General features: G+C 62.1%; 12 protein-coding genes. 8 read left to right on the top strand and 4 right to left on the bottom strand.

All coding sequences use genetic code 11. From position 1 onward, the window contains the following. The first annotated feature begins 168 nt into the window (after positions 1-168). The 3 genes from AC1PLU_RS11145 to AC1PLU_RS11135 all read left to right on the top strand — a co-directional run bounded on the left by AC1PLU_RS11145 (position 169) and on the right by AC1PLU_RS11135 (position 2,416). Entirely contained in the window at positions 169-381 is a 213-nt protein-coding gene (locus tag AC1PLU_RS11145; protein ID WP_481108511.1) for an EexN family lipoprotein, read from the top strand. 484 nt (positions 382-865) lie between these two features. After that, positions 866-1,387, top strand: a complete 522-nt coding sequence (locus AC1PLU_RS11140) for a hypothetical protein (protein ID WP_050570499.1) — start codon at positions 866-868, stop codon at positions 1,385-1,387. Positions 1,388-2,257: 870 nt separating this feature from the next. Next, a complete protein-coding gene (locus AC1PLU_RS11135) occupies positions 2,258-2,416 on the top strand; it encodes a tryptophan 7-halogenase (protein WP_481108439.1) in 159 nt (52 codons plus the stop codon). A gap of 23 nt (positions 2,417-2,439) precedes the next feature. Here AC1PLU_RS11135 and AC1PLU_RS11130 read toward each other — a convergent pair whose 3' ends face one another. The 3 genes from AC1PLU_RS11130 to AC1PLU_RS11120 all read right to left on the bottom strand — a co-directional run bounded on the left by AC1PLU_RS11130 (position 2,440) and on the right by AC1PLU_RS11120 (position 4,534). After that, positions 2,440-2,838 (bottom strand): hypothetical protein, encoded by a 399-nt coding sequence (locus AC1PLU_RS11130; protein WP_481108438.1) that lies wholly within the window; start codon positions 2,836-2,838, stop codon positions 2,440-2,442. 54 nt (positions 2,839-2,892) lie between these two features. Further along, positions 2,893-3,126, bottom strand: coding sequence for a hypothetical protein (locus AC1PLU_RS11125; protein ID WP_481108437.1), 234 nt, complete (start codon positions 3,124-3,126; stop codon positions 2,893-2,895). A 460-nt stretch (positions 3,127-3,586) separates the two neighbouring features. Continuing rightward, positions 3,587-4,534 carry an aldo/keto reductase gene (locus tag AC1PLU_RS11120; protein ID WP_481108510.1) on the bottom strand — a complete coding sequence of 316 codons (948 nt, stop codon included), beginning with the start codon at positions 4,532-4,534 and terminating at the stop codon, positions 3,587-3,589. A 484-nt stretch (positions 4,535-5,018) separates the two neighbouring features. On the opposite strand from AC1PLU_RS11120, the gene AC1PLU_RS11115 reads away from it, so the two are divergent. Further along, positions 5,019-5,648, top strand: a complete 630-nt coding sequence (locus AC1PLU_RS11115) for a flavodoxin (RefSeq protein WP_481108436.1) — start codon at positions 5,019-5,021, stop codon at positions 5,646-5,648. A 67-nt stretch (positions 5,649-5,715) separates the two neighbouring features. Then, the gene (locus AC1PLU_RS11110; protein WP_481108509.1) at positions 5,716-6,708 is read left to right on the top strand and encodes an aldo/keto reductase; all 993 of its coding nucleotides are present in this window, start codon (positions 5,716-5,718) and stop codon (positions 6,706-6,708) included. Positions 6,709-6,826: 118 nt separating this feature from the next. Here the strand turns inward: AC1PLU_RS11110 and AC1PLU_RS11105 are convergent, their stop codons facing one another. Continuing rightward, positions 6,827-8,239 carry an MFS transporter gene (locus tag AC1PLU_RS11105; RefSeq protein WP_167705888.1) on the bottom strand — a complete coding sequence of 471 codons (1,413 nt, stop codon included), beginning with the start codon at positions 8,237-8,239 and terminating at the stop codon, positions 6,827-6,829. A gap of 111 nt (positions 8,240-8,350) precedes the next feature. Between AC1PLU_RS11105 and AC1PLU_RS11100 the strand changes: the two genes are divergently transcribed. The 3 genes from AC1PLU_RS11100 to AC1PLU_RS11090 all read left to right on the top strand — a co-directional run bounded on the left by AC1PLU_RS11100 (position 8,351) and on the right by AC1PLU_RS11090 (position 12,488). After that, complete coding sequence (locus tag AC1PLU_RS11100; RefSeq protein ID WP_167705361.1) at positions 8,351-9,253, top strand: LysR family transcriptional regulator; 903 nt, start codon at positions 8,351-8,353, stop codon at positions 9,251-9,253. A gap of 145 nt (positions 9,254-9,398) precedes the next feature. After that, positions 9,399-11,594, top strand: coding sequence for an aldehyde oxidoreductase molybdenum-binding subunit PaoC (gene paoC / locus AC1PLU_RS11095; RefSeq protein WP_481108435.1), 2,196 nt, complete (start codon positions 9,399-9,401; stop codon positions 11,592-11,594). Positions 11,595-11,726: 132 nt separating this feature from the next. Further along, entirely contained in the window at positions 11,727-12,488 is a 762-nt protein-coding gene (locus tag AC1PLU_RS11090) for a carboxymuconolactone decarboxylase family protein (RefSeq protein WP_167705357.1), read from the top strand. Positions 12,489-12,589 lie beyond the last annotated feature (101 nt).

The following is a 12,589-nucleotide window of genomic DNA, read 5'->3' as shown; positions in this document are numbered from 1 at the left end:
GGGGCACGTCGACAACGGCTGTAAGCGGTGGTGTACAGCATGACCAAACCTCTTCCCCGCGTGCAGACTCTATCTGTAAGATAGAGGGTGAAGGTGCGCCAAATGTGAACGCACAATTACCAGGATTGGAGGGGGGCCGTGAAGACTAGAAAGACCATATGCAGCGCCATGGTGTTAGCAGCGGCGAGTGCCGTGACTGCTTGCTCAGGGCCGGGGAAGGACGTCGAATTTTACAAGGCGCACCCTGACCAGCGAGACCAAGTGATTGCTAAATGCCTGCAAGACGTAGCACGTTCAAAGGATGATCATGACTGCGTTAACGCTGCGCAGGCGCTGTTTGAAGGGGATGGCCTCAAACACACACCCGGAAAGAAGTACTAGGATCTATCGACTAATATCGTTTCATCATGCTTGCGCTCTAGTGGACTCAGTCTGCATGCCCGCAGCAGCTGGTGGCTTCACTCACTTTCCTAAAGAGCTCCGGGTCGGTTAGGCCTTCATCTCGTCAATCCAGGCATGCCCAAACTTCTTGCGAGGGGGGGCGCTGAATCGGATACCGCTGCGAGCGATGAGCTCGGGCTGGCGGTCCGGGGCTGAGGAGATCAACGCTAGGGATCAATGACGTTAGGCGGCGAGAACCGAAAAGATTGCTCGCCAGCCTGCAAGCTATCGGGCAGGCTCGCCGGGAGCGTGCTCCTTGTGACACTTGCCGCGCTGGGCCAATCCGGTAACCAGGGGGGCGGACCCGGTCCACCCGCAAGGCGCGACCCGCATAAGCGAGCTCGCCGTCATGTGCAGCAGCGAGCGCGCAAGCAGACCCAGGCCTAGGCTCAATTTCTATGTCGATTTGTTAGGAGAATGGTCAATGATGAGAAACGCGAAGTTAAACGAGATTCCTAGTATTGAACTCCAGTTGCTCAAATGGATTGAACTTGTCAATGTAGGGATGATTCCGGACTGCGTAGATTTGAAGCGCGCTGGCACCCGATTATGGATCAAACGCGCCCGACACTCTCTGGCGGGCTTTGGTGATGACGTGCCTGTGCTCACATTGAGCAGCGTCCAGGTCAATCGCCGACTGCAGGGCAAGGGCTGGTTCACCGGCTTTCTGGATTTGTGCGACACCTTAATTCCTTGGCCTGCGCTGTATATCGAGGGCGTGCAGAATCCGCGGTTGCCAAGCTTCCTCAGACGCCAGGGATTTATCGAGCTGCAGCACGAAAACTTCTATCGACCATCCAAACATTGGCGCGCCACTCATAGCTGGACGCCCGAAGACGCTAGAGGCGCGCAGCGCAGCGCCGAAAACGCGCACGTTCGTCCGCTGTATGACGATCCCGCGGCAATTGCTGAACTCGCCGCGGCACTAAGGGAAGTGAGACGATGATGTACGCAAAGTCGCTAGCGTGCAGGTGTTCGATATGACCATGGTGCGCTTTCGACCTATTGCATATATCCGGTAACTCGGAGTCCGCACAACAAAGAAGCCATCCACAGCCGACCGCCAGCATATCGCTACGAAATTCCTCTACGTCAGCGACACCTTGGAGCCCAAGGACTATTCAAGCCAACGATTGTAGGCCGTGCGATCGAACCCGATCTGCGGCAAATCCAGGACATTGCCCAGACTAGTCGGAGGGCAACGCAGCGCAGAAGCGACTTCTGAACTAATTTACGCAACTAATTCTTCCTGGCCGAGAATTGCGACGGCTAACGCCCGGGCCGGCAAGATTCGCGTAAAGCAACGATTGATGGTCTTTAAGATCGCCGTCGTCTCCGCGTAGGCAGAGTGAGGAAGTCGCTGTGCAGGTCGGACGGTCTGACATGGTTTATCAGGAAATCCCATCCTTATCGTAGGATGGCCGGACCTCATGAAGCCAGTCGATAGCCTCGGTACCGCAGCCAGAGCTATGCTGCTGCCGGAGTCGCTGATGAAGGTACGATCGTCCTTGCCGGGTTCTGTTGCGGACCACCTACTTTGACCGCTTGTCCGCTGCTGGCCGAGACTGGACATTGGGCAGGGCAGGGGATTAGGGGGCGTTATCGAGGGAGGGCGTGCGTCCCTAGCCGATAGCAGGGATAGGGCTTACACGCTTCCAAGCGGACAACCTCTCTGAAGTACGGTTAGTTCGAGCCACACGGCGTAGGCATGAGGGCTTTGGACGCATCGCGTCGATCAGGCATCCGCAAGCTCAATCGAGGCTGTGTCCCAGCTATTGCTGGAGTGTTTCCATCGGAGGGAATCGCACCGACGCTGGTGAAGCGCTACAACGCGATCAGCGCGGCGGAAATGGAGCACGTGCGCGACTTCAGCATCCTGCATTACCTCGCCACCGCGCGCGACGAGCCAATGTGGCGGGCCCGCAGGGCCATGCACGTCGGCACCGCTGCTCAGCTGTCCACTAAATACTGGTGACTCCACGGCGCAGATGGCGCTTCTCAGAGCGTCCTCATATACAAAGGGACCAGCTTGTCCAGGGCGGTATCCACGTATTTGTGAACCCAATAGGTCTCGATGTGCGTCGCGCCCTCGATCAAGAACAGTTCCTTGTCCTGGGTGCCGGTGGCCTTGAGGAAGGCGTTCTGGGACATGCACAGGCTGTCGGCCTTGGCACCGGCGATCATCAGCAGCGGCTGGTCGATCAAGTCGATGTGGTCGGTGACGTCAAAGCTCATCAGATTCAGCAGGCTGCTGGTGGTGTACTTGAATGTCGAATTCGGGTGCGCGTTCGGGTGCGCGCGGGTCTTCCAGTAGTACTCGTAACCCCGGCGATACAGGTCATAGGGCAGGGCGGCAATCTGCGCGTCGGTCAGGTTCGCGTCACCCGAATAGGGCACCTCGTCGCCGGCCGCCCCCTTCGCCCGCGCATCCGATGCCTGCCGCAGGCGCTGCTAGATGCTGTCCAGCTGCGAATAGTTGTAACCGTTGCGACGGACGCGGCCGAAATTGAACATGCTCACCGTCGCCATCGACTTGAAGCGTTTGTCGGTCTCGGCCGCGACCAGCGAGTTGCCGCCACCGCAGATGCCCAGCAGGCACAGGCGCTTGGTATCGACCCCGGCGTAGCGGGTGCTGAAGTCGGCCATGCCATGGATGTCATCGATGCGGTTCGCAAGCTTGTCCACGGTGCGCGGCTGGCCTTCGCTGGCGCCCTGGTAGGCGGCGTCGGCGGTGATGGTGATGTAGCCCTGTTCGGCCAGACGCTGCGCATAGAGGCCGCGACCTGTTCCTTGACGCCGCCATTGGGATGGGCCACCACCACGGCCGGACGCGGCTTGTCAGGATCATAGTCGGCCGGGGTATACACATTAGCGGCGATCTTCAGCCCATGAGCACGTACGACACCGGGTGATGTTGAGTTTGCCGGGTTCGTTCATGGTGATCGCCCCGTCATAGAAGAGGGTGAACAGGTTGGTGCGGTAGTCGGCGGCGGTGGCCTCTCTGGTTAGGCCCCCGCCATGACGGGGGCCAATGTGGTGCCGAGGAATGTGTTGTTCACTTGCATGTTCCTTCAATGGGTGAACCGCCCACGGCGCCCCTGGCCGTGACGCGGAATGTGCAGGCCATCGGCCCGAAAAAGACGGCTCAGCGGGGTGGTGCTTCGACACCGCTGAAGGCAAGAACCGCGGCTGGCAGACGTTCACCACGAATGGCGAGCGCGGCCACGGCGGCATTCAGTTCCTGCAGTTCAGTACGGTCAAAGCTGACCGAGGTCGCGCCGACGTTCTCAAGCATGTGTGCCATCTGCGTGGTGCCGGGGATGGGCACGATCCATGGCTTCTGTGCCATCAGCCAGGACAGGCTGACCTGTGCCGGCGTCGCCTGCTTGCGTGCGGCCCAGGTGCGCAGCAGCTCGACCAAGGCGAGGTTGTGCGGCAGGTTCTCCGGCGAGAAGCGCGATTCGCCACCACGGATGTCGCCCGGTGCGAAGCGGGTGTTGGCATCGATCGCGCCGGTGGTGAAGCCGACGCCAAGCGGACTCCACGGCACGAAGCCGATGCCCAGCTCCTCGCACAGCGCAAGCACTGACTGCTCTGGCCCACGCCACAGCATCGAATACTCGCTCTGTACCGCCGAGACCGGCAGTTCGGCATGCGCACGGCGCAGTGTGTTCGGGCCCATCTCACATAGCCCCCAGTGCAGGACCTTGCCTTCCCGGACCAGGTCCTTGATCGCACCGGCGACATCCTCAATCGGCACCTGCGGATCGACGCGGTGCTGGTACAGCAGATCGATGCGATCCGTGCGCAGACGCCCCAGCATGCCTTCGACGGCCTGCCTAATGTGCTCCGGCCGGCTGTTGAGCCCCGGATTGCGCTTGCCTGTGACCGGATCGATGTTCCAGCCGAACTTGGATGCGATCACGATCCCGTCGCGGAACGGCGCGACACCCTCGCCGAGGATCCGTTCCACCTCGAGTGGGCCGTAAGCTTCGGCCGCATCGTAGAGAGTGACGCCGTGTTCGAATGCGGTCCGGATGATGTTGTGCATCTCTGGGCGCGAGGGAATCGTGGTGTGGTAGGTGCGGCTCATGTTCTGGACGCCGATGCCGATCGCCGAGACCTCGAGCCGCCCGAGCTTGCGCCGGCCAACGTTGCTGCTGGAGACAGCTGGCGCGCCACCGGCCCCCGAGGTTCTGGTGGCGGCCATTGCCGAAGTCAGTGCCGACCCCAGCTGCGCCGCTGCCAGGACAGCCGCACCACGCAGAAATTGGCGACGACGCGAGTCGGTTTGCATGCTCGTTCTCCTAAGTGGCGTGATGAACGAGATGGTATTCACCTGTCAGGTGCGCATTCGTTTGGACCTGAGGCGTACGGTCATGAATCCATCGCATGAATGCTTGCAAACCGCTCCCTTGATCTGCGTTCACATGGTCCAACCAGCTCAACCGACGCTACCTGCCTGACTAAACGCTGTGTTCGTCGGGATTGGCGCCTGCACCCTTATTGATTCATGAATTTACTTTGGAAGGGTGTGCGGCAAGCAAGGTCTACCGGGGCACTTGTCTGGCGCATATATGTATCCCTGGTTCGACGCGGCAAGCATGGAGAATGAAATGGACAAGACAGACCTCACTTCGCGTCGCGCCGTCGTCGGCGCGTTGGCAGGCCTGACTACCGGCATGGCGACAGCCGGCGTTGCACAGCGCGATGAGCGTCGTCGCCCGCAGTCCGATGTCCTCGTTGCGTGCTTTTCGCGCTCAGGGAACACGCGTGTGGTCGCCGGTTTGATCCAGCGTGCGCTGAAGGCGGACTTCTTCGAGATCGCGCCTGCAGTGGCCTATCCGGAGGATTATCTGCAGACGGTGGACATGGCGCGGCAGGAGCGCGATGACGGACGGCCTCGTGAGGTCACCGGTACGGTTGCGGACCTGCAGCGCTACCGCACCGTCTACCTAGGCTTCCCGATCTGGGGAGAGACCGCGCCGCCGGTCATCAAGGGTTTCCTGGCTGCGCACGACCTGTCCGGAAAAACACTCGTGCCTTTGATCACCCATGGCGGTTATGGACTGGGCAGCAGCCTGGACGTGCTGCGAAAACTGGCGCCGCGCGCACGGCTGCAGGACGGGTTCGTCATGCAGGGTGAACAGGAGCGCCGGACCATGAATCAGGTCAATGACTGGCTGAGGCGGCACGTAGCGGGTTGAGCGCGTCGCCGGCGCGATGGCCATGGAATTACATCGCTCACATCACTTCCCACAGAAGGACAACACCATGAAACTTCGCACACTGGGCCAAAGCCTAGAGGTCTCCGCCCTCGGTCTTGGCTGCATGAGCATGACGTCGGCCTACGGGCCGGCAGGCGACAAGGGCGAGATGATCGCCCTGATCCGCGCCGCACACGAACGCGGGGTCACCCTGTTCGATACCGCCGAGGCCTATGGCCCGTTCCAAAACGAGGAACTGCTTGGCGAAGCGCTTGCGCCGATCCGCGACCAGGTGGTCATCGCGACCAAGTTCGGTTTCGACATCAGCCAGCAGACTGGCGCGCGCGGCGGTGGCACCAACAGCCGGCCGGAGCACATAAAGACCGTGGTCGAGCGGATGCTCAAGCGCCTGCGCACCGAGCGCATCGACCTGCTGTACCAGCACCGCGTCGATCCGCAGGTGCCGATCGAGGATGTCGCCGGCGTGGTCAGGACGCTGATCGAGGAAGGCAAGGTCGGGCATTTCGGCCTGTCCGAGGCCGGCGTCCAGACCATCCGCCGCGCGCACGCCGTGCAGCCGGTCACCGCGGTGCAGAGCGAGTATTCCTTGTTCTGGCGTGGCCCCGAGCTGGAGTTGCTGTCGGCGCTGGAGGAACTGCAGATCGGCTTCGTCCCGTTCAGCCCGTTAGGCGCCGGCTTCCTGACCGGCAAGATCGATGAGACCACCACATTCGATCCGTCGGACTTCCGCAACCATGTGCCGCGGTTCTCCGCTAAGGCGCGCAAGGCGAATCTCGCCCTGGTCGAGGTGGTCAGGCGTGTGGCCGGACGTAAGCAGTCCACCCCGGCGCAGGTCGCGCTTGCCTGGCTACTGGCGCAGCACCCGTGGATCGTGCCGATTCCCGGAACCACCAAGCTGCACCGCCTGGAAGAAAACCTGGGCGCCGTCGACCTGCAGCTCTCGCCGGACGATCTCGCGACAATCGATGCGGGGCTGGCGGGCATCCAGGTGCAGGGCGAGCGCTTGCCGGAGGAGGTGCTGAAGATGACCGGACTCTAGGCCCCTGTAGCGGAGGGCCAATGCCTTGGCATTGGCCCTCAGAGGTGCACGAGTGTCGCTTCCCAAGCGCGTCAGTCGTTCGTCTGTTTGCCGTGAGGTGCAGCGCAGGCGTACAACGCTAGCGACGGCGCCTGCACAGCAACGCGATGCAGAAGGCCAGCCCGAGCATAACGGCACTCGCCGCCATTGCACGCGATATGGCTGTCGCCAGTTGCTGCGGTGTGGCCATTGCTTGACCGCCAGCATGCGACACCGCCACCAGTGTCGCGAGTCCCACGGAACCTCCCAGTTGATGGGCAACGTTGACCACGCCGGAGGCCGCGCCTGCGTCGTGTGCTTCCACGCCACGTACGGCCGCGAGCGTCAACGGACTCAGTGATCCACCTTGGCCGATACCAATCAACACCATCGGCAGCGCTACTGCGGTCCAGTAGGAAGAGGCGACATCCGCGCACGCCAGCCACGCAAGTCCTGCTGTTGCAAGCAGCAGGGAGACGGCCAGAATCGTGGCATGGTGGAAGCGTCGGCTCAGCTGCGGAACCCCCATGGCCATGGCGAAGTTGATCACCGTCGCAGGCAGAAATGCAGCACCGGTCTGCAGCGCGGTATAGCCAAGGACGCCTTGCAGATACTGGGTGCAGAAGAAAAAGAATCCGACCATGCCTCCCATGAACAGGAAGCGCGCAGCATAGGCCCCAGATCGCTCGATACTGGCGAACAGTCGCAGCGGAATCAGCGGGTACCGGGCGCGGGCTTCCAGCAGCACGAATCCCGCCAGGAGCATCCCGCCGGCGACCGTGCAGGCCAACGCAACGGGATCAAGCCATCCCGCTTCAGCCGAGCGCACGATGCCGTAAACGAGCAACAGAACGCCAGACAGGGACGTCACCGCACCTGCTGCGTCGAGGGATCCAGCATGCCGCTCGGTCTCCTGCAGGCGAGTGAGCGCGATCCGGATCAGCAGCAGGCCGATCGGCACATTAATGAAGAAGCCCACACGCCACGACATCCAGTCGGTGATCAGGCCTCCAAGTACAAGACCAGCACTCGCGCTGACGCCGGCCGTGGCGCCGTACCAGGCGAGGGCCCGTGTTCGCTGGTGACCTTCGGCGAAGTGCACGGACAGCAGTGCAAGCGTGGACGGTGCAAGCACCGCCGCACCAGCTCCTTGCACAACACGTCCGAGCACCATGACGGCGGGTGTCGGGGCCAGGCCAATGGCCAGCGAAGCGACAGTGAAGATGCCAAGCCCGAGCAGCAGCATGCGCCTGCGTCCGAACAGATCCCCCGCACGTGCCGCCAGCAGCAGAAGACCCCCGAACGACAGCATGTAAGCGCTGTGCACCCACGACAGACCTGTCGAGGTGAATCCCAGTCCGGCCTGGATCTTCGGGAGTGCCGCGATCACGATCGACGTATCGACAACGATCATCAGATAGCTCGTCAGGACGACGGCGAGAACGACGCGTTGCTGTGGGCCCAAGGCGTAATGGCCTGCGTTGATGTTGGCCCGGAGCCCGCCGTCACTCATGAATTTCTTCCATACAAATTTCAATTTAAGAGGCGAGACCGTCTAATCTAGCGACGGCATGTCGGTGCGTCGCCATCGGCTGATGCATTCCTTTACGCATTGGATTCATCAATGGCTCGCGAGAATTTCAACGAACTACAGGCCTTTGTCCTCGTCGCCCGGGAGGGCAGCTTCACTCGAGCGGCAGCCCAGCTCGGTCTTTCGCAATCAGCATTGAGCCATTCGGTCCGAAACTTGGAGACCCGTCTAGGGATCCGTCTGCTCACCAGAACGACACGTAGTCTCTCGCTGACCGAAGCTGGCGAGCGCCTATTCCAGGCAGCCGCTCCGCGCTTTGAGGACCTTGAGGCTGATATCGCTTCACTGACGCGATATCGCGATACGCCGACCGGAACCATCCGCATCAACACGGCCGAATATGCGGCCACGTCAATCGTGTGGCCGAGATTGTCCCCACTTCTTCCCAAGTACCCCGACCTGCGTGTGGAAGTCTCGGTGGACTATGGCCTGACCGACATCGTCGCCGACCGATTCGATATTGGGATACGCCTGGGCGAACACCTGGCACGGGACATGATCGCCGTGCAGCTGACGCCGCCCCTGCGCATGGCCGTGGTGGCCACGCCAGGCTACTTCAGGCACCACGTTATCCCCGTGCACCCCAGCGAACTGAGCAAGCACAACTGCATAGGTCTGCGCCTGCCGACGCACGGGGGCCTGATGCCATGGGAATTCGATCGCGCGGGGAAGACGGTGCGGATCCATGCCGAGGGCCAGTGGACGTTCAACGGAAGCTCGGCCATTCTGCGCGCCACGCTGGCGGGCGCCGGTCTCGCCTACCTGCCGGATGTCATGGTTGCGTCGGACATCGATGGCGGACGCCTGGTACGGGTACTGCACGAATGGTGTGAGCCCTTCGATGGGTACTACGCCTACTACCCGAGCAGGCGGCAGTCCTCCCCCGCGCTGAAGGTGGTGATCGACGCGCTTCGGTATCCGGGTAAAGCCGGCTGATCGCGTGTCATCACGTCGATCGGGCCGCCGGACATCGCAGGCGCTCATGATCCATGAGGGAAATTCACTACCTGGAGTAATCGTCTGCGGAAATCTGCAGAGGAGTTAGCGCTAGCGTGTGACGTCCTTACACGCGAGTCCTTTTATGCGCTTCGAGAAGCCTGCCGGACCCAACGCGATCGATCAGTTGAAGGTCGTGGGGCAGCCTCTGGACAGGCTCGATGGCCCCCGCAAGACCACCGGCACTGCCACATACGCTTACGAGCATCACGATGCTGGCGGCGAGCTCGCTTACGGCGAGATGGTTCCGGCACGGATCGCCTTCGGTCATGTCGTCGCGATCGACACGTCGGCGGCGATGGCATCGCCCGGCGTGATCAACGTGATCACCGCGCGGCAGGCCGGCCCTCTGGCCACGGGAGACTTCTATACCGCGCGCGTACTGGTTGATATGCAGGTGCAGCATTACCACCAGGCGATCGCTGTAGTGGTGGCGCAGACCTACGAACAGGCCCGCGCCGCCGCAGCACTGGTCAGGGTCGACTACGTCCGCGAAGCCGGACGCTTTAACCTCGATGCGGCACGCACAGAGGCCAAGGTGCCGAAGACGAGCCCCGACGTGATCGTAGGTGACTTCGACGCGGCGTTCTCAGCCGCGCCGATCCAGGTCGATCAGGTCTATCGCACGCCAGACCAGAGCCACGCGATGATGGAGCCCCATGCAACGCTTGCGCGGTGGCAAAACGGCAAGCTGACGCTGTGGACCTCGGTGCAGATCGTGCAATGGATACTGCGTGACCTGTCCAAGATCCTTGGCGTGGCACGTGAGGATATCCGGGTCATCTCGCCTTACATTGGCGGCGGCTTCGGTGGCAAGGCCACTGCACTGGCGGATGCGGTGCTGGCTGCAACTGCGGCACGTGTCACCGGCCGCGCGGTGAAAGTCATGCTGCCGCGGCCGGCGATGTTCAACAACACCACCCATCGTCCAGCCACAATCCAGCGGGTACGACTTGGCGCACAGCGCGATGGAACCCTGCTGGCGATCGGGCATGACAGCTGGTCCGGGAACCTGGAGGGCGCGCCGGAAGAGCGCTGCACGCTGCCGACCAAGTCTTTATACGCAGGGGCCAACCGTCTGCTCAGGACGCGTCTGGCCAGACTCGATCTGCCCGAAGGCAACGCGATGCGCGCACCTGGCGAGGCGCCCGGCCTTGCGGCATTCGAGATCGCGATGGACGAGCTGGCCGAGCAGCTCGGCATGGATCCCGTCGAACTGCGTATCCGGAACGACACCCAGGACGATCCGGCACATCCAGGAAGGACGTTCTCAACGCGGCGCTTCGCCGACTGCCTGCGCCTGGGAGCGGAGCGGTTCGGATGGCGTGACCGTTCGCCGGCGCCTGCTAGCCGACGGGAAGGCAATTCGCTCATCGGCATGGGCGTTGCTGGCGCGATTCGCGGCAACAACGTCTCGACGTCGGGAGCGCGGGTCCGTCTCGACCGGAACGGGATTGTCACGGTGGAGACGGACATGACCGATATCGGTACCGGCAGCTACACCATCATCGGCCAGACCGCTGCCGAAGTGATGGGACTCGCGCTCGAACAGGTGGTGGTGAAGCTGGGTGACTCGTCATTCCCGGCTGCTTCGGGCTCATTGGGACAACGCGGTGCCAACAGCTCCACCTCCGGGGTCTACGCCGCGTGCATGAAGCTGCGTAAAGCGGTGGCACGTGCGATCGACCGGGATGTGGGCGGTCTGCGCTTCGAGGGCGGCAAGATCGTGGGCGATGGACTGGCCATACCGCTGGCCAAGGCAGCCGACGCGGGTGACATCGTGGCCGAGGATGCGATCGAATTCGGCGCGGGTCGGGACGCACTGGCGCACCAGACCTTTGGCGCTCACTTCTGCGAAGTGGCGGTCGATGCCTTTACCGGTGAGGCGCGGGTACGTCGGATGCTCGCGGTCTGCGATGCCGGACGCATCCTCAATCCCAAACTGGCGCGTAGCCAGGTCATCGGCGCGATGACCATGGGCCTGGGATCGGCGTTGATGGAGTCGCTCGAAGTCGATTGCCGCTTGGGCTACTTCGTCAATCATGATCTGGCCGGCTACGAGGTCCCGGTGCATGCGGATGTCCCGCATCTGGATGTCGTGTTCATCGACGAGGCCGATCCGAATTCCTCGCCGATGAAGGCCAAAGGTGTCAGCGAGCTTGGGATCTCCGGCGTCGCTGCGGCAGTCGCCAACGCCGTCTACAACGCCACCGGGGCGCGTGTCCGCGACTATCCGGTCACGCTCGACAAGCTGCTCCATCTACTTCCCCAGGCGTACTGACCTTATCGCCCAGCTCGGGCGCTGTATGGCGACGCCGGCGGAAGCCGGCGAGCTCGGTGGGTTGAACCGGCGTCTGAGCGGACCACAGCCCCATCACTTCACGAAGTGCTGACCATCGAGAGAGATGGGACCTTGAAACGAACCATTTTAATTGCGGCGTCGCTGCTGGCACTCAGTGCGAGCGCAAGCGCCAAGCAGCGAGTATTGGTTGCACGGAGGAGCATGCAAACGATCGCGCCGGCGCTTGCATTCGATACTGACAATGTCCTCTTCGGCGACGTATGGCTGCGACCCGGTCTGTCGCAGCGCGACCGGAGTTTAGTCACACTGTCAGTGCTGATCGCTTCGGGTAAGACCGCACAGTTGACCGACCATCTAAACCGGGCACTAGACCATGGCCTGAAGCCTAGCGAAGTTGCCGGCGTCATCAATCAACTTGCGTTCTACAGCGGATGGCCGAATGCGGTATCGGCGCTGACGATTGCGGAAGCCGTGTTTACGGCGCGAAACATCGATATGTCGATGCTCCGGGTGCGCGACGAGACGCGCCGTCCTCCAGTAACCGGCGAGGGACAGCTGGAGGATCTTGTCGAGGCCGGCATGGCGGATGTCGCCCCCAAGCTGACAGATCTCACCAGGAATGTAGTGTTCGGCGATCTCTGGCGGCGCGCCGATCTGAGTCCACGCGATCGCAGCCTTGTCACGATCGCTGCGCTTGTAGCGGGCGGCGATGAAAGAGAACTCTCCCTCCACCTTAGACTCGGCCAGCAGCACGGATTGACGCGCGCACAGATCGGCGAAGCACTCACCCATCTGGCGTTCCACACAGGATGGCCGAAGGCCACCTCGGTACTGCACACAGCGCACCGCGAGCTCGCGGAAGGAAGTTCATAGAGTGCGTCGGGTGCAATGCCTCAAACAGGCTAGTTTCACTCTGTAAATGACGCAGCCGGTGCAAAGTTGCCAAGAGACCGTCCGTGCTTGCCCTCAGGTTT

Source organism: Xanthomonas sp. NCPPB 2933, from assembly GCF_056725225.1.
This window is presented reverse-complemented; position numbering and strand designations above follow the sequence as displayed.